The organism is Rhizobium laguerreae (genome assembly GCF_002008165.1).
Classification (GTDB): Bacteria; Pseudomonadota; Alphaproteobacteria; order Rhizobiales; family Rhizobiaceae; genus Rhizobium; species Rhizobium laguerreae.
Window position 1 is genome coordinate 206,964 of sequence record NZ_MRDM01000008.1, and the last position, 17,150, is coordinate 224,113.

Annotated in this window: 17 protein-coding genes; 10 read left to right on the plus strand and 7 right to left on the minus strand. The window is 61.8% G+C overall.

Features of this window, described 5'->3' with window-relative positions; genetic code table 11:
- The first annotated feature begins 42 nt into the window (after positions 1-42).
- The 3 genes from BS630_RS05755 to BS630_RS05765 all read left to right on the plus strand — a co-directional run bounded on the left by BS630_RS05755 (position 43) and on the right by BS630_RS05765 (position 2,393).
- Positions 43-447: a hypothetical protein gene (locus tag BS630_RS05755; protein WP_077976701.1), complete on the plus strand. Its 405-nt coding sequence runs from the start codon at positions 43-45 to the stop codon at positions 445-447.
- An 89-nt stretch (positions 448-536) separates the two neighbouring features.
- The gene (locus BS630_RS05760) at positions 537-1,910 is read left to right on the plus strand and encodes a PepSY-associated TM helix domain-containing protein (RefSeq protein WP_077976620.1); all 1,374 of its coding nucleotides are present in this window, start codon (positions 537-539) and stop codon (positions 1,908-1,910) included.
- A gap of 30 nt (positions 1,911-1,940) precedes the next feature.
- Positions 1,941-2,393 carry a copper uptake system-associated protein gene (locus tag BS630_RS05765; RefSeq protein ID WP_077976621.1) on the plus strand — a complete coding sequence of 151 codons (453 nt, stop codon included), beginning with the start codon at positions 1,941-1,943 and terminating at the stop codon, positions 2,391-2,393.
- Between the two features lie 117 nt (positions 2,394-2,510).
- Here BS630_RS05765 and BS630_RS05770 read toward each other — a convergent pair whose 3' ends face one another.
- From BS630_RS05770 to BS630_RS05780, 3 genes are read right to left on the minus strand one after another with little or no spacing between them, the layout of a single operon-like run.
- Positions 2,511-3,392, minus strand: a complete 882-nt coding sequence (locus BS630_RS05770) for a patatin-like phospholipase family protein (RefSeq protein WP_003556842.1) — start codon at positions 3,390-3,392, stop codon at positions 2,511-2,513.
- Between the two features lie 12 nt (positions 3,393-3,404).
- On the minus strand, positions 3,405-3,965 hold the full coding sequence (rsmD, locus tag BS630_RS05775) for a 16S rRNA (guanine(966)-N(2))-methyltransferase RsmD (RefSeq protein WP_011650636.1): 561 nt from the start codon (positions 3,963-3,965) through the stop codon (positions 3,405-3,407).
- Positions 3,946-6,054, minus strand: a complete 2,109-nt coding sequence (locus BS630_RS05780; protein WP_077976622.1) for a pseudouridine synthase — start codon at positions 6,052-6,054, stop codon at positions 3,946-3,948. The genes rsmD and BS630_RS05780 overlap by 20 nt, the downstream gene beginning before the upstream one ends.
- Before the next feature lie 90 nt (positions 6,055-6,144).
- Here BS630_RS05780 and BS630_RS05785 point away from each other — a divergent pair, with 90 nt between their 5' ends.
- Positions 6,145-6,582, plus strand: a complete 438-nt coding sequence (locus tag BS630_RS05785; protein ID WP_032995618.1) for a nucleoside deaminase — start codon at positions 6,145-6,147, stop codon at positions 6,580-6,582.
- Positions 6,583-6,634: 52 nt separating this feature from the next.
- On the opposite strand, the gene BS630_RS05790 is transcribed toward BS630_RS05785, so the two are convergent.
- Both BS630_RS05790 and ileS read right to left on the minus strand, forming a co-directional pair.
- Entirely contained in the window at positions 6,635-7,264 is a 630-nt protein-coding gene (locus BS630_RS05790; RefSeq protein WP_020048640.1) for a hypothetical protein, read from the minus strand.
- Between the two features lie 133 nt (positions 7,265-7,397).
- Positions 7,398-10,289 carry an isoleucine--tRNA ligase gene (gene ileS, locus BS630_RS05795; RefSeq protein WP_077976702.1) on the minus strand — a complete coding sequence of 964 codons (2,892 nt, stop codon included), beginning with the start codon at positions 10,287-10,289 and terminating at the stop codon, positions 7,398-7,400.
- 352 nt (positions 10,290-10,641) lie between these two features.
- Between ileS and BS630_RS05805 the strand changes: the two genes are divergently transcribed.
- The 4 genes from BS630_RS05805 (at position 10,642) to BS630_RS05820 (ending at position 12,543) form a co-directional block, all read left to right on the plus strand.
- On the plus strand, positions 10,642-10,905 hold the full coding sequence (locus tag BS630_RS05805) for a type II toxin-antitoxin system Phd/YefM family antitoxin (protein WP_077976623.1): 264 nt from the start codon (positions 10,642-10,644) through the stop codon (positions 10,903-10,905).
- The gene (locus BS630_RS05810; protein WP_077976624.1) at positions 10,902-11,360 is read left to right on the plus strand and encodes a type II toxin-antitoxin system VapC family toxin; all 459 of its coding nucleotides are present in this window, start codon (positions 10,902-10,904) and stop codon (positions 11,358-11,360) included. Before BS630_RS05805 ends, BS630_RS05810 begins: the two co-directional genes overlap by 4 nt.
- Before the next feature lie 211 nt (positions 11,361-11,571).
- Complete coding sequence (locus tag BS630_RS05815; RefSeq protein WP_077976703.1) at positions 11,572-11,982, plus strand: antitoxin Xre/MbcA/ParS toxin-binding domain-containing protein; 411 nt, start codon at positions 11,572-11,574, stop codon at positions 11,980-11,982.
- A 126-nt stretch (positions 11,983-12,108) separates the two neighbouring features.
- Positions 12,109-12,543 (plus strand): RES family NAD+ phosphorylase, encoded by a 435-nt coding sequence (locus BS630_RS05820; protein WP_077976625.1) that lies wholly within the window; start codon positions 12,109-12,111, stop codon positions 12,541-12,543.
- On the opposite strand, the gene BS630_RS05825 is transcribed toward BS630_RS05820, so the two are convergent.
- Positions 12,532-13,524: a bifunctional riboflavin kinase/FAD synthetase gene (locus BS630_RS05825; protein ID WP_077976704.1), complete on the minus strand. Its 993-nt coding sequence runs from the start codon at positions 13,522-13,524 to the stop codon at positions 12,532-12,534. The genes BS630_RS05820 and BS630_RS05825 overlap by 12 nt on opposite strands.
- A 31-nt stretch (positions 13,525-13,555) precedes the next feature.
- Positions 13,556-14,404 carry a TIGR01459 family HAD-type hydrolase gene (locus BS630_RS05830; RefSeq protein ID WP_077976626.1) on the minus strand — a complete coding sequence of 283 codons (849 nt, stop codon included), beginning with the start codon at positions 14,402-14,404 and terminating at the stop codon, positions 13,556-13,558.
- A 387-nt stretch (positions 14,405-14,791) separates the two neighbouring features.
- Here BS630_RS05830 and groES point away from each other — a divergent pair, with 387 nt between their 5' ends.
- Together groES and groL are read left to right on the plus strand one after the other, a co-directional pair.
- Positions 14,792-15,088, plus strand: a complete 297-nt coding sequence (gene groES, locus BS630_RS05835) for a co-chaperone GroES (protein WP_003545797.1) — start codon at positions 14,792-14,794, stop codon at positions 15,086-15,088.
- 72 nt (positions 15,089-15,160) lie between these two features.
- Entirely contained in the window at positions 15,161-16,804 is a 1,644-nt protein-coding gene (groL, locus tag BS630_RS05840; RefSeq protein WP_003545786.1) for a chaperonin GroEL, read from the plus strand.
- Positions 16,805-17,150: the final 346 nt, after the last annotated feature.

The following is a 17,150-nucleotide window of genomic DNA, read 5'->3' on the forward strand; positions in this document are numbered from 1 at the left end:
GCGTTTATCAAACGCGCGATCGGAGCGATCCAAGAGGGAAACTTGATCAAACGGGCGACACAGATCGAACAATGGGCGCTGCGCATCCTCTGCGCGGTCGCATTGGTGTTCGTCGGCTTCGCCCATCAGCTGCCTGCCGCAGCGGCTGGCGAATTCGATCCGGCCGAACTCGCTCAATATGTGCTTCCGGACGGGACGCTGCCGACGCTTTGCGTCACCACAACGGACAAATCCGGTCAGGACCAACACGACAAGGCGCATTCGCATGGTTGCGAAGCCTGCCGGATCAGCGCCGCCATCCTCCTGCCGGCGGCGGACATCGCCGGTGCTGTCATACCCTTTGCGCCTGCGGTTGAACTGCCGATCCGGACCGAGGCCTTCCATCGCCAGCTTTTCCCGCCCAATACCGGTCCCCGGGCTCCTCCTTCCGATCCGATCCCTGCCTGAACTTCGCGTTGCGGCAGGCGCCGTGACGCGCCTTTCAACGCCGGCCGACCTGCATGCGTGCTGTCGGTCGTGGATACGGATCCATTCTCATGTCGACCATTACTGCTGCCGAACCGGCAGAGGACGTCGCAAACGGCGTTTCGCTCTACCGTGCCATCTGGCGCTGGCATTTCTTTGCCGGGCTTCTCGTCATACCCTTCCTGCTCAATCTGGCCGTTACCGGATCGCTCTATCTTTTCAAGGACGAGATCAACAGCACCTTCTTCGGCTACCGCTACAGTGTCCAGCCTATCGGCAAAGCGCTGTCGCCGGAGCGGATCGCAGAGATCGCCGCCTCCGCCGTGCCGGGCTCAACCGCAACATCCTACAAAGACCCGGTCCTGCCCGAGCGATCGGCCATCGTCACCCTCTCCAGCGATGCCGGCTCGATGCTGGTCTTCGTCAACCCCTATGACGGCAAGGTGCTCGATGTGGTCGGATCGACCGACGAGTTCAATTATGTCGTCAAGCGCATCCACAGCCTCGCCTATTTCGGCAGCATAACGAACCGGCTGATCGAAATTACCGGCGGCTTTGCCATGGTGCTCGTCGTCACCGGCATCTATCTCTGGTGGCCGCGACGCCAGACGGGCGGCGTTGTCAGCGTGCGGGGAACGCCCGGCCGCCGCGTTTTCTGGCGCGACCTGCATGCTGTGACCGGTGCCTTCGCCGGTGTCCTGATCTTCTTCCTTGCGATGTCAGGCATGCCATGGTCGGCCTATTGGGGGGCGAACGCCAATGCCTGGCTGACCGAACACGGCCTCGGCTATCCGGTCCAGCTCTGGGACGATGTGCCGAAGTCGCGAAAAGTCACCGAGGATATCCTTCCGAACAGCGGCTGGATCGTCGAGAGGGCGCCCGTTCCGCTTTCCGATATCGCCGCCGCGCAATCAGCCAGGCCAATCGGCCTCGATAACGCCGTGGAGATCGCCAAACGGCTGGGCATGGCGCCGGGCTTCGACGTGGCGATCCCCTCCGACGAGACAGGCGTCTATACCGCCTCGCTCTTTCCCGACGATCTTACCGACGAACGCACGCTCCATATCGACCAATACTCCGGCAAACCACTGATCGATATCGGCTTCGATCAATATCCATTCCTCGGCAAAGCGATCGAGTGGGGCATCAATGTCCACCAAGGACAGGAATGGGGGCGTTTCAACCAGCTGCTGATGCTCGCAACATGCCTCGCAATTGTGCTCAGCTGCGTGACCGCCGTCGTCATGTGGTGGAAACGGCGCCCGATCGGCCGCCTCGGCGTGCCACCCATGCCGCCAAAGCCTTCGATCTATTACGGCCTGTGGGTGATTGTCGGGATCTTCGCGGTCACCTTCCCGATGAGCGGGCTCGCGATTCTCGCCATGATCGCCTTCGACCAGATCGTCGTGCGGTTCGTACCGTTGCTGAAACGCGTTCTCGCCTGAGGGAGGCCATCACCTGAGGGAGGCCATCAGATGAAGAAGATCATCGCTATTCTTGCCGGCGTGCTGCTTGCGTCCATGGCATCTGCGGCCGACGATCCGCAACAGGCGATCCCGGCAAGGCTGAAGGTGATGTTCGAAAGGCCAGACAAGCCGCTCGATATCGCGCCGATCGTCGTTCAGGCCGATTGGGCGATCGTCGGTTGGCGGCAGGACGGACACGGCGGACGCGCCCTGATGAAGAAGACGCATCACGGCTGGAGCATCTATCTCTGCAGCGGCGACAGCCTGAAGGATGCCGCGACACTGGAGACAATCGGGCTCTCCGCAGATGACGCCGCCGTGCTGGCTGCGAAACTGAAGGATGCCGAGACCGGCCTCGATTCTTCCGCGCTTGCGCTCTTCTCGAGCTTCGAGGGCACGGTGATGATGAATGAGGCTTCAAACGGCGCGGGTCATGCCGGCCATGAGGGCCATGCTCAGTGAAGCGAAGAAGCAGCTAGAGCATGTCGCGCAAAAGTGTGCAGCGGGTTTGCGATAACGACATGCGCAAAAACAAAGACCTAAAGCGCGAAGAGCTAACCTGAAAGATCGCGACGCGCTTTAGCGCTTCAGCCGAGCCTCAATTTCCCGGTCAAGGGCGAATTTCAGGTCGTCCTTGACGCCGACGGACATAGCGAGGACTTCGCGGGCCTTGAGGAAATCCATGACGCCGGTGCGGCCGACCGTCGGGCGCAGGAAGATATGCGGCGGGCGAAGCTTCAGCTTCAGCGAGATCGCTGTCTGCATCATCAGCTGACCGGAACCGAAAATGCTCTCCATACGGTTCGGAATATGGGTGCCGTCACCTTCCGGCGCTCCGACGACATCGATACCGACGACGATGTCGGCAAGATCCATCAGGCATTCATAAGGCACCGGATTGCTGATGCCGCCGTCGATCATCACGCGATCGCGCAGGCGCACCGGCATGAAGACGGCGGGGATGGCGGAAGAGGCGGCGAGTGCGGGAAATAGTTCGCCCTGCTCGATGATGACTTCGCACTGCCCGTAATAGTCCGTGGTGATCACCTTCATCGGGACCAGCAGATCCTCGAAGCGGGCCGGCAGCTCGGACGGCAGGAAGGCTTTCAGGATCCGCTCCAGATTGAACTGGCCGATGCGGATACCCTTGGCCACCGCATCGCGCACCGTCGCCGGCCTCAGGCCCCAGATGCGGGCAACGACCGCCGTCTTGTTGCCGACGGTCGTCAGCGCATGTTCGCGGATTTCGGCGCCGGACATGCCAGCCGCCATGCCGGCTGCCATGATCGCACCGATCGACGAGCCTGATACCGCCACCGGGCGGATGCCGAGTTCATCGAGCGTCTCGATGACATGGATATGGGCAAGTCCGCGCGCACCGCCGCCGCCAAAAGCGACGGCGACCGTCGGCACATCGCTGATCGCAGGCAATTTCGGGCTGATGATCTCTGCCTGCTGCACGCCCGCCCCCGCTTATTGCGGCTGATATCGGAAGAAATGCACCCTCGTATCGCCAAAGATGCGGCTTTCGAGGAAAACATAGGAAGGGTGCACGGAAACGACAATATCGGCGCGTTCTTCGAGCACCGCGATTGCGCCTGGCCGCAGCCAGCCGCCCTCGGCCGCCGCCGCCATCGCCTTCTCACCGAGACCCTTGCCATAGGGCGGGTCGGCAAAGAGCACGTCGAAGGGGTCGAGATTGCCGACGCTGCCGAGATCGGTCGCATCCCGGCGCAGGATACGCGTGCGGCCATGCAGGCCGAGCGCATCGATATTCTCCCAGAGCAGCGCCCTGCCCTCGACACTGTTTTCGACGAAGAGCGCATGCCGACAGCCGCGTGAGACTGCTTCGAGGCCGACGGCGCCGGTACCGGCAAAGAGGTCGAGAATCCGGGTGCCATCGACGCATTCCGGATAGGCATGGCTCAATATATTGAACAGGCTCTCGCGCGTCCGGTCGGCAGTCGGCCGGATCTCGTTGGATTTTGGCACGGCGAGAGGCCGTCCGCGAAACTCACCGCCGACGATCCGCACCGCGCGTCATTCCTTTTCCTTTAGCACCACCTCTGGACGGCCCGCCCGCAGGCCTGTCGCCGCCCGGCCTGTCACCGCCCGGCTTGGCGCCTTTCGGCTTGCCGGTAAAACTCTTGGCCCCACCAGGTTTCGCCCCACCGGGCTTGGCCGCAAAGCCCTTGCCGCGCGGCCTGTCTCCAGAAGGCCTGTCACCCGAAGGCTTGTCGCCGAACGATCTTTCGCCGCGCGGACGCTCGGAGCGGCCCTCGCCGGCAAAGCTTCTGGCTGCCCGTGGACGTTCGTCACCGTCCTCGCGCGGCCTGCGATCGCCACGCGGCTTGTCGCCGAAGGGCCGGTCTCCACGCGGGGGACGATCACCGAATGGACGGTCGCCGCGCGGACGCTCCGAACGGCCCTCGCCGGCAGAGCTTCTCGCAGCCCGAGGACGCTCGTCACCGTCCGTACGCGGCTTGCGATCACCACGCGGCTTGTCACCGAAGGGACGATCCCCGCGCGGGGGGCGATCACCGAACGGCCGGTCGCCGCGCGGACGCTCCGAACGGCCCTCGCCGGCAGAGCTTCTCGCAGCCCGAGGACGCTCGTCACCGTCCGTACGCGGCTTGCGATCACCGCGCGGCTTGTCGCCGAAGGGCCGATCCCCACGCGAGGGACGATCACTGAACGGTCGGTCGCCGCGCGCCGGGCGGTCGCCAGAACCGCGGTCTTCGCGGGCGGGGCGATCACCAAAGCCGCGCTTGCGGCCGAAGCCCTCGCCCTCATCCTTGCGGCGGGGCTCTTCGCTCGAGCGGATCCACTCGCCATCCTCTTCGCGCACGCGGTTCACCTGGGTGCGCGGGCGATCTTCGATGCGATCGAAACCAGGGCCTTTTGCCGGCGACTGCTCGCCGCGCTTGCGTGCGGTCTGCGCATTCTTGGCAGCTTTCGCCGCAGCCTTTTCGCCGAGCGGCCGGGCGCCCGGCGCCATCCAGACATTGGCGCTGCGGCGCTGGCCGAGCGGCTGGGGACGCTTCGGCTTCTCGTCGTCCCTGCGGCCGCCGTCACGGCGATCATCATCTCTGCGCGCCCCACCGTGGCGATCGTCGCGCTTGGTGTCGAGGCGGCTCAACGCCCGTTCGCGCTTGTCCTCGTCACGGCGCGGACGCTCGCGCTTTTCAGGTGCTGCGGGTTCTGCCTCTTCCTCGGCAGCGACCGCCGCCGCATTGTAGATCGGCGCGTCGAAATTCGCCTTGGCTTCCTCGATGAGGCGCGGGCCGAGCTGGTCGCGCAGCGTGCGGCCGCGCACTTCGACGACATGGCCTTCCGGCAGGTCGCCGAGCTGGAACGGGCCATAGGAAATGCGGATCAGGCGATTGACGTCGAGGCCGAGCGCGCCGAGCACGTTCTTGATTTCGCGGTTCTTGCCTTCGCGAAGACCCATGGTGATCCAGACGTTCGAGCCTTGCGTGCGGTCGAGCGTCGCCTCGATCGAGCCATAGAGCACGCCGTCGACGGCGATGCCGTCCTTCAGCTTGTCGAGCGCGTCCTGATCGATTTCGCCATGGGCGCGGACGCGGTAGCGCCGCAGCCAGCCGGTCGCCGGCAGCTCGAGTGCGCGGGCGAGACCGCCGTCATTGGTCAAGAGCAGCAGGCCTTCGGTGTTGATGTCGAGGCGGCCGATCGACATGACGCGCGGCAGTTCTTCCGGCAGGTTGTCGAAGACAGTCGGCCGGCCTTCCGGATCGGCATTGGTGGTCACCAGACCGGTCGGCTTATGATAAAGCCACAGCCTGGTGCGTTCGATGCCGCGGATCGGCACGCCGTCGACCTCGATGCGGTCGGCGAGCGTGACGTTGACGACGGGGGTTTCGAGAACCCTGCCGTTCAGCGTCACACGGCCTTCCATGATCATGCGTTCGATGTCGCGGCGGGAGGCGACGCCGGCGCGCGCCATCACCTTGGAAATGCGTTCGGCCTTGGCCTCGCCTTCGGTTTCGGCGGCGATCGGACGCGCGGCTGCAGCCTTTGCCGGCTTCGCATCGCCCGGCTTCTGCCCGGTGCCCCGTGAAAAGGGCTTTGCGCCCGGGCGTTTTGGCTTGTCTTTGGGTGTCATTTGTTGTTTGCCTGCCTTTTGGGCCTGTCTATCAGGTCACGCATCTGCGGTTAAGTGGAAATTCTTGCGATCGTGAAGACAAATCGTTTCATGGAGATGGCGCTCGAAGAAGCGCGTGCCGCCGGAGAACGCGGCGAGGTGCCGATCGGCGCCGTCGTCGTCGTCGACGATATTGCCGTTTCACGCTCGGGAAACCGCACGCGCGAGCTCAAAGACGTGACCGCGCATGCCGAAATCGCCGCGATCCGGCTCGCCTGCGAAGCGCTCGGACAGGAACGTCTTGCCGGTGCCGATCTCTACGTGACGCTCGAGCCTTGCACCATGTGCGCGGCAGCCATCTCGTTTGCGCGTATCCGCAGGCTCTATTATGGCGCCGAGGACCCAAAGGGCGGCGCCGTCGACAATGGCGTGAGATTCTATGCGCAACCGACCTGCCACCACGCCCCGGAGGTCTATTCCGGTTTCAACGAGGTCCAATCGGCCGATATGCTGCGAAGGTTCTTTTCGCAAAGGAGAGAGGCGCCGTAATCCCGGCGCCTGGGCGCGGCGCCATCATTTTGCCGGCGCGCGGAAAGCGCTACTATTGCAGGAAGTTCCACCACTGCTTGCCGGTGTTGGCGACAGCTGCATCCTTCTTGCGCTTTTTCTGCTTCTTGAGTTCGGGCTCGCCGACATCATCGAGCTTTGCCGGATCGTCGACAGTGCGGTAGCCGGGCGGCGGATCGGAGATATAGCGGCGCTGATCGATATAGGAGCCCTTCTGCAGGGCACGGGCTTCACGGTAGGCCTTGGTCTGGGCTTCCGTCGTGCGCCGGCCGCCTTCGATCGCAGAGCTTGCGAGCGGCGAGCGGTAATTCGGATTGTCCGAATTCGCATCGGCTTCCGAAACGAGACGAGCACGCGTCTCCTCCGGCGATTCAAGCCATTGCGGATTGTCCTTGTTGGCGACGGTCGGCTGCGGCGCAACCAGGGTCTCCTTCTGCGCCTGGGCCGGCAGCACCAGCGTCGGGCGCGGCGTGTACTTGACGCCCTTGTTCTTCGGGTCCGGACCGGTCAACGACACGGACTGGCCGAGATCGTCGGTCAACTGTTCCATGGCGGTCTTGTCGGTGCCGTAGGTCGGGCTGCTGGCGCAACCGGACACCAGGGAACATCCCGCCACTACAACAGACAGGCAGGCGCCCATACGGAACCAATGCGTTGCTAACATGAAAACCCTTCCAGCCCTGCCGGTGCAATCGTCGCCCAACCGGACAACCGTCCCCCTGACGCAAAAATCCGGCCATTTTCAGGCAGCTTTTACCGGATGAACCGCGAAAACGCAATTCATCCGGCAATATTCTTCACTTAAGCGCCGCAAGCTCGCGAAGGGCGGCGGCATCGCGGGCCGAAACATCAGGATATTGCGGATCGGAGCCGACATCCCTGGTGATGCGCCAGGAGCGGGCGCATTTCTCGCCCTCTGCAAGCTTCGGCACGACGCTGACCTCCGGGACCTCCGCCAGGCGGAAGGCATCCATCGGTCCTTCACCGGCCTTGATCTCGATTGCCGACGTGATGCAGACCTCGGTGAAGTCCTGGCCCTCCAGTGCCTTCAGCAGCTCCGGATCGGCGATATAAACGACAGGAGCCGCTTCCAGCGAGGAGCCGATGCGCTTGTCCTTACGCTCGATTTCCAGGGCGCCGGTCACAACCGAACGCACTGTACGGATCTTCTTCCACTTCTCGGCCAGCGCATCGTTGCGCCATTCTTTTGCGACCGGGGCAAACTGCTCCAGATGCACGGAAACGGCGGACGGATTGCGCGACAGCCAGGCCTCCTCGGTGGTGAAGGGCAGCATCGGGGCAAGCCACGTCACCATGCAATCGAAGATCTGGCGGATGACGTGCAGGCTGGCGCGCCGGCGCAGACTCGACGGCGCGTCGCAATAGAGCGCATCCTTGCGGACATCGAAATAGAAGGCCGACAGCTCGACATTGGCGAAATCGATCAGCGCGCGGGCGATCTTCTTGAAGTCGAAGGCGTCGTAGTTCTCGCGCACCAGCTCGTCGAGTTCGGCCATCCGGTGCAGCATCAACTGCTCCAACTCCGGCAGGTCGGCAAAAGCGATCTCCTCGCCTTTGTCGTGGGCAAGCGTGCCGAGCATCCAGCGGATGGTGTTGCGCAGCTTGCGATAGGCATCGACATTAGTCTGGATGATCGTCTTGCCGACGCGCAGGTCGTCGGCATAATCCGAGGTCATCACCCAGAGGCGCAGGATATCGGCGCCGGCATCCTTCATCACTTCCTGAGGTGCTGTGACGTTGCCCTTCGACTTCGACATCTTCTCGCCCTTCTCGTCCATGGTGAAACCATGGGTGAGGACGGCGTTGTAGGGCGCGCGGCCGCGGGTGGCCGCCGATTCCAGCAGCGACGAATGGAACCAGCCGCGATGCTGGTCGGAACCTTCGAGATAAAGGTCGGCCGGCCACTTCAGGTCCGGGCGGTCTTCGAGCGTGAAGGTGTGCGTCGAGCCAGAGTCGAACCAGACGTCGAGGATATCCATGACCTGGGTCCAGCGGGAATGGTCGTGGTCATTGCCGAGGAAGCGCTCCTTGGCGCCTTCGGCAAACCAGGCGTCGGCGCCCTCATGTTCGAAGGCTTCGAGGATGCGGCCGTTGACGGCTTCGTCGACCAGGACCTCGCCCTCATCGTTGGCAAAGACGGCGATCGGCACGCCCCAGGCGCGCTGACGCGAGAGCACCCAGTCCGGACGGCCCTCGATCATGGCGCGCAGGCGGTTCTGGCCGGCGGCGGGCACGAAGCGCGTATCGTCGATCGCACCCAGCGCGCGCGAACGCAGCGTCGTACCGTCGGCAAGGGTCTTGTCCATATAGACGAACCATTGCGGCGTGTTGCGGAAAATGACCGGCTTCTTCGAGCGCCAGGAATGCGGATACTGGTGCTTGAGACGGCCGCGGGCAAAGAGCGCGCCGCGGGCGATCAGTTCCCTGATGACACGGTCGTTAGCATCGCCCTTCTTGCCGTTGTCGTCGATGACGCGGGCGCCCTCGAAGCCGGGAGCGTCGGCGGTATAGAAGCCGCCGTCGTCGACCGGGAACGGGATTTTGGTGTCGATGCCGCGGGCCTCAAGCGTGCGGACAGCCGACATCCAGGCATCGAAGTCTTCGCGACCGTGGCTCGGCGCGGTGTGGACGAAGCCGGTACCCGCATCATCGGTGACGTGGTCGCCATCGAGCAGCGGCACGTGGAATTCATAACCGCCGTCAAGACCCTTGAAGGGATGCGCGCAGGTCATCGCTGCGAAGTCGGCCGCAGAGACATCGCTCAAGCGCTTGTACTGCAGCTTGGCCTTGGCGAAGGATTCCTCGGCCAGCTTATCGGCAAAGATCAACTTTTCGCCGGGACGCGGACCAAAATCGTTCTCGGCGGCCGTCACTTCATAAAGGCCGTAGGAGATGCGTGGTGAAAAGGAGACCGCGCGGTTGCCGGGGATCGTCCAGGGCGTGGTCGTCCAGATGACCACGAACGCATCCTTGAACGCGACCGGACCTTCGACCACCGGGAATTTCACCCAGATCGTGTCGCTCTCATAATCCTGGTATTCGACCTCAGCCTCGGCCAGCGCCGTGCGCTCGACCACCGACCACATGATCGGCTTGGAGCCGCGATAAAGCTGACCGCTCGCGGCGATCTTCAAGAGTTCGCCGGCGATGCGCGACTCCGCGTGGAAGTTCATCGTCGTATAGGGATTGTCGAAGTCGCCCTCGATGCCGAGGCGCTTGAATTCTTCCGCCTGGACCTTGATCCAGCCGGCGGCGAATTCACGGCATTCCCGGCGGAATTCATTGACCGGGACCTCGTCCTTGTTCTTGCCCTTCTCGCGGTACTTCTCTTCGATCTTCCATTCGATCGGCAGGCCGTGGCAATCCCAGCCGGGCACGTAATTGGCGTCATAGCCGCGCATCTGGAACGAACGGTTGATGACGTCCTTGAGGATCTTGTTCAGTGCGTGGCCGATATGGATGTTGCCGTTGGCATAGGGCGGACCGTCGTGGAGGACGAATTTCTCGCGGCCGGCGGCGGAAGCGCGCAGTTTCTTGTAGAGACCCATCTCCTGCCAGCGCTTGACGAGTTCCGGTTCCTTCTGCGGCAGGCCGGCGCGCATGGGGAAATCGGTCTCAGGCAAATAGAGGGTCTTCGAATAGTCGATCTTTTCGGCTGTGTCGGTCATGTCTGACAATCGTTTTCTGGCGGCCCAGGAAGGGGCGCAACGGGCGTGAAATAGCTGGTGACGGAAGCGCTCGTATCCAAGCGCCAAAAACCCGGACCTTCCGGCCGCTTAGCGCGCGCGGAAGGCCGGGCCGATAATTCGCGTCATCATTGCCAGCCGATATTTCTTCATCGCGCCGGTTCATAGGCGTTTTTGCCGGGAAAAGGAAGAGAAGAATTCGCGGTCGGCAATCGGCTTCAACGGCTGGAATCGCCGGTAGCCGCATCGTTCCGGAAAGCCTAAGGCTGGAAACTCTGTGCGGCTTGCAGTATATATCTGACTATCTGACCAGATTAGATCGAGAGCCAGAGGCATGAAAAAGATCACGAAGCAAAGCTGGAAGCTCGAGGACGCGAAAGCGCGCTTCAGCGAGGTGGTCCGCCGCGCACACAGCGAAGGACCGCAGCGCGTTACCGTTCGCGGCCGGGACAGCGTCGTCGTCATCAGCGCCGAAGAGTTCGACCAACTGACCAAAGTCGAACCGAAAAAGCCTTTCGTCGCCTTCATGGAAAGCCTCGATCTCAAAGGGCTAGACTTCGAGCGAGAGGCAGATTACGGGCGGGATGCCGAGCTGTGATCGGCTGGCTGCTCGATACCAACGTCATTGCCGCGCTGATCAATCCGAATGGTGCACCCTCCGTCAAATCCTGGGCTGCGGCTCAAGACGAGAAGAAGATGTTCATCAGCATCCTCACACTGGCGGAATACGACAAAGGCATCGAAAACCTGCCGGAGGACGATCAAAACCGCTATCGTTATGCCGCCTCCCGCGACGCGCTGGAGGAAAGGTTTTCGCAACGCGTTCTTTCGCTGAGCGACGCAGCCGTCAGACACTGGGGCGTCATTTCGGGGCGGGTGAAACTCAGGACCGGACATGCGCCGTCGGTTGTCGACACGTTGCTCGCTGCCACCGCAATCGAGCACAATCTCTATCTGGTGACGCGAAACGTCAGGGATACACGCTTCTCCGGCGCGGCGATCTTCGATCCATGGACGAACGATCCCGGTCAGTTTCCGCTGAGCCGGAGATGACCCGCCCGCACTCGAAGCTACTCAGGGAAGCACAATCTCCCGTCAAGAGCGCTGATCGCCGCAACACCCGCAAGCAGCGCGCCCTCGCCTCCTCCTCATCGCGCGTGATCTGGGCGACGAGCGCGTCGAGACTGGCTCACCCCAACCGAAGCAATTGAAGGTCGCGCCAAATGCGCATATATATTGGGGCAAATGGCAGAAAGGTCATTCAATGCTCAGTTCTCTGCAGACCTCCGAATCGATGACCATACGCGAGCGCCTCGAGATCGCTTCGCACGGCTCCGTCCAGGTTTATGACGGAGCGATGGCATTGAAATTGACAGAGCTCGGCTTTTCCGTGGAGGAAATATATCGTTTCGTCGCACCGCGCCGAACTCTGGCGAGACGCAATGCGAACGGTGAGCCGCTGACGGTCGAGGAAAACGACGGCGCATTGCGTATCGTGCGGATTGCGGAGATGGCTAAGCGCATTTTCGGCGACGGAGCCGTTGCGTTCGATTGGCTGCGCAAGCCTAATCGCGGAATGGACGGCATCGCGCCCATCGATCTGCTGGAATCGGAAACCGGCGCCCGCCTTGTCGAGCAAGCCCTGCACCAGATCGACCACGGGATTTACGCCTAGAGCGGTTCAACTTTTCATGGAAACGCAGAACTGCTCTAACCTTCTGTTTTTACGCAATTCCCGGCAAGCGTTTCGCGCTTTGCCTGGGAAAACCGCTTCGCACTTTTCCTGGAATTGCTTTAAGCGATGATCTTATGGCGAATCTCGAATTATGCCGATCTTTCCGGACGCGGCGGGCTGCTTGCACCGGGACGATGGCATCATCAGGGAACTCCCGTCGTCTATTGCTGTGATCACCCGTCGACTGCGCTCCTCGAAATTCTGGTACAGGTCGATCTGAATCAAATTCCGAGAGATTTTCAGCTCCTGAAAATCCATTGCCCGGACAACATCGAAGCCTTCGATATCGGGATCAATCCTGCTGCGATCAACCAGACCAACCTGACGCGCGACCGTGGCAGCAAATTGCTGGAAGACAATGATTTCTGTCTCCTGCGCGTCCCATCGGCAATCATGCCAGAGGCGGCGAATATTCTTATCAATCCGCGTCATCCGGACGCGTCGCGCCTGACAATCGAAAAAACGATCCGCTATCCTTTCGACAGCCGGCTATTGCGCTGAGGAAAAGCAGAGTTTCTGATCAAGAGCGCCGAGCGGCTTAACACCCGCAAGCAGCGCCCTCGCCTCTTCCTCATCGCGTTTGATCTGGGCGACGAGCGGATCGAGGCCGTCGAATTTCAGCTCAGGGCGGAGATAGCCGAAGAAGGAGACGGAGCAGAGCTGGCCATAGAGATCGCCGCTGAAATCGAAAAGATAGGTTTCGAGCAGCGGTGCGCCGTTTTCCGTCACCGTCGGGCGGCGGCCATAGCTTGCGACGGCATCGTGGAGCGTGCCGTCCTGTCGGCGGAAGCGGACGGCGTAGATGCCGGCGGCAAGATCGACCTCAGGCGGCAGGCGCATGTTGGCCGTGGGAAAACCCAGCTGCCGGCCGAGCTTTTCGCCATCGATCACCTCAGCTTCCACCGTATAGCGGTAACCGAGCATGCCGGCGACTTCGCTGACATTGCCCTCCTTCAAGAGCGCGCGGATATGGCTCGAGGAGACGACATCGGCGTTTTCGTCGCGAAAGGCATCGATCAGGGTGACGCCGAAGCCATAGGTCTGGCCGGCATTCATCAGGAAGGCGGGACCGCCCTCGCGGCCGCGGCCAAAATGGAAATCGAAGCCGGTGACGACTTCGGAAGCGCCGAGCCAATCCTTCAGGATCGAATGGATGAAGTCATCGGCCGAGCGCTGCGAGAATTCGTAGTCGAAGGGATATTCGATGACGGCGCTGAAGCCCAGCGTTTCCAGGATGCGGGCTTTCAGCGGCGCCGGTGTCAGCCGGAAGACCGGCGCCTGCGGCCGGAAGACCGTGCGCGGATGCGGCTCGAAGGTCAGCACCAAAGCGGGGATACCGCGCGCCTTGGAGATTTCGAGCGCCCGGCTCAGTACCGACTGATGGCCCCGGTGCACGCCATCGAAATTGCCGATGGCAATGACGCCGCCCTTCAGATGGGCGGGTAGGGGTTCCCGGGTTTCATTGCGGTGGAAGACGGTCATCGGCTGGCTTCTCTTCATGCAAGGCGTGTCTTCATGCAAGGCGGGGCATCCACCACTTCGGCGCGGCGTTTTCCCGTTCAAGATAGGCGTTGAGGATCGCCTCGTCGGTCTCGCCGTTGAGAGTATATTCCTTAGCGTGGATGCCACCGCTGATGTAGAGGAGGTCGAGGCCGTAATTCAAGGCGCCCCGCACATCGGTCGGCATGCCGTCGCCGATCGCCAGCACGCGGTCGACCGGGAAATCACCGCGAAGCTCGCGGGCAGCCGCTAGCGTCGCCTCGTAGATCGGCCGATGCGGCTTGCCGGCGATGCGGGTTTTTCCGCCGAGCTGCTCGTAATAGGCGGCCATGGCGCCGGCGCAGGGGATGATGCGATGGCCGCGCTCGACAACGAGGTCGGGATTGGCGCAGATCATCGGCACGTCGCGGGCTTTGAAATCGAGAAGCATATCGGTGTAATCCTCCGGCTTCTCCGTCTCGTCGTCGAAAAAGCCGGTGCAGACCAGCGATTGCGCTTCGCCCGCCGGCCGGCGCTCGACGCCAATGCCTTCGAGAAGCGCCTTGTCGCGCTCCGGGCCGAGCAGAAAGACGGTGTTCGGCCCTTCGGCGATCAAACCGCGCGTGACGTCGCCAGAGGTGACGATCCTGTCATAGGCGCTGTCGGGAACGCCGATCTGGCGCAGCTGCTCGACCACCTGCCAGGAAAGGCGCGGCGAATTGGTGATGAGGACGACGGCAAGGCCGCTTTCACGTGCCGCTTCAAGGGCTGCGGCCGCCTTCGGGAACGGATCGACGCCGTTGTGAACGACGCCCCAGACATCGCAGAGCACCACATCGTAGTGACCTGATATCTCCGAGAAGTTTTCTATCCGCTTGGCCATTCCGATTTCCCGATTTGCTTCAGTCACCGGTGACATTGCAAAGGCGCAAGGCGATGGCAAGGCATTTTCTTCGCTGCCGGGCCAATGCGAAGAGCTCGAACGGCGGTCCGGCAGAGCGGAAGGGCAATGGGTTTTGACGACGATTATCGCGAAGCGGTAGATCGCCGAGTGCGGACGAGTTCGGCTGCGCCCGGGTTTCGGCCGCAATCTCCGACTATTCTCCGGCCTCTTCACAATTCCGGCACAAAAATTCGTGATTGGTCTCATTGACTCCTCTCGGAGCCATCCCTAAATGCTCGTTGCTAGCACTCGCCGCAAGGGAGTGCTAACATCTATCCATGTGGGCCACTCCGGTCCGCGAATGTCATTCGATCGAGGGATTAGACAATGGCAAGCACCAACTTCCGCCCCCTTCACGACCGCGTCGTTGTTCGCCGCGTTGAGTCCGAAGCCAAGACCAAGGGCGGCATCATCATTCCCGATACCGCCAAGGAAAAGCCGCAGGAAGGCGAAATCGTCGCCGTCGGCTCCGGCGCGCGCGATGAGTCCGGCAAGGTCGTCGCACTCGACGTCAAGGCTGGCGACCGCATCCTGTTCGGCAAGTGGTCCGGCACCGAAGTCAAGATCGACGGCGAAGACCTTCTGATCATGAAGGAAGCCGACATCATGGGCATCATCGGCTGATCGGCCGACCTGCTTTCCCGAAATGGCTGACGGGCATTTTGCCCGAACAACTCGAATTCAGGAGTTAAGAATATGGCATCTAAAGAAATCAAGTTTGGCCGCACCGCGCGCGAAAAGATGCTGCGCGGCGTCGACATTCTCGCCGATGCAGTGAAGGTCACGCTCGGCCCGAAGGGCCGTAACGTCATCATCGACAAGTCCTTCGGCGCTCCGCGCATCACCAAGGACGGCGTTTCGGTCGCCAAGGAAATCGAACTCGAAGACAAGTTCGAAAACATGGGCGCACAGATGGTCCGCGAAGTTGCTTCGAAGACCAACGACATCGCCGGCGACGGCACCACGACGGCTACCGTTCTTGCCCAGGCGATCGTTCGCGAAGGCAACAAGGCCGTTGCAGCCGGCATGAACCCGATGGATCTGAAGCGCGGCATCGACCTTGCTGTCGCCGACGTCGTGAAGGATCTCCAGGCCAAGGCCAAGAAGATCTCGACTTCGGAAGAAGTTGCACAGGTCGGCACGATTTCGGCAAATGGCGACAAGCAGGTCGGTCTCGACATTGCTGAAGCCATGCAGAAGGTCGGCAATGAAGGCGTTATCACGGTTGAAGAAGCCAAGACCGCCGAAACCGAACTCGAAGTCGTCGAAGGCATGCAGTTCGACCGTGGCTACCTCAGCCCCTACTTCGTGACCAACCCGGAAAAGATGATCGCCGACCTCGAAGACGTCTTCATTCTCCTTCACGAGAAGAAGCTCTCGAACCTGCAGTCGATGCTCCCGGTTCTCGAAGCCGTCGTTCAGACCGGCAAGCCGCTCCTCATCGTCGCTGAAGACGTCGAAGGCGAAGCCCTCGCAACGCTCGTCGTCAACAAGCTGCGCGGCGGCTTGAAGATTGCTGCCGTCAAGGCTCCCGGCTTCGGCGACCGCCGCAAGGCCATGCTCGAAGACATCGCCATCCTGACGGGCGGCACTGTCATCTCCGAAGATCTCGGCATCAAGCTCGAATCCGTCACGCTCGACATGCTCGGCCGTGCCAAGAAGGTTTCGATCTCCAAGGAAAACACCACGATCGTCGACGGTTCGGGCGCCAAGACCGACATCGAAGGCCGTGTTGCCCAGATCAAGGCGCAGATCGAAGAAACCACCTCCGACTACGACCGCGAGAAGCTGCAGGAACGTCTTGCCAAGCTCGCTGGCGGCGTTGCCGTCATCCGCGTCGGCGGCTCGACGGAAGTCGAAGTGAAGGAAAAGAAGGACCGCATCGACGACGCGCTCAACGCGACGCGCGCTGCAGTTCAGGAAGGCATCGTCCCCGGCGGCGGTATCGCTCTGCTCCGCTCCTCCACGAAGATCACCGTCAAGGGTGCAAACGACGACCAGGAAGCCGGCATCAACATCGTTCGCCGCGCCCTGCAGTCGCTCGTTCGTCAGATCGCTGAAAACGCAGGCGACGAAGCCTCGATCGTTGTCGGCAAGGTCCTCGACAAGAACGAAGACAACTTCGGCTACAACGCCCAGACGTCCGAATATGGCGACATGATCGCCATGGGTATCGTCGACCCGCTCAAGGTCGTCCGCACGGCGCTGCAGAACGCTGCTTCTGTTGCATCGCTGCTGATCACCACCGAAGCCATGATCGCCGAACTGCCGAAGAAAGAATCGGCTGGCGGCGGCATGCCGGGCGGCATGGGCGGAATGGGCGGAATGGACATGATGTGATAGGCGAAAGCCATCACTGACCACCATTCCGGCATCCGGAACAGGAAGGGCGGCCCCTCGGGTCGCCCTTTTCTTTTGCCCAAAGCGATTCGACGCGCGGCACAGTGATTTGCATAGCCGACGAACGCCTGCGCAGTTCTCTCTTGCGGGCCCCGGGCACGAAGCTTGCGCCAAACTTGCGCTGCCTGCGTATTTATCAGCCTGCCGACATGCGAGAGATCGCAGTGCTGCTGCAGTATTTCCGGCCTGACGTGGAGTGAAAACGTTTGCAAAGCTTTCAAAGCTGATCCTCCCATGCCAATTCTCGCGAAATAGGCCGAAGATGCAGACATCCTAAGAAAAGAGG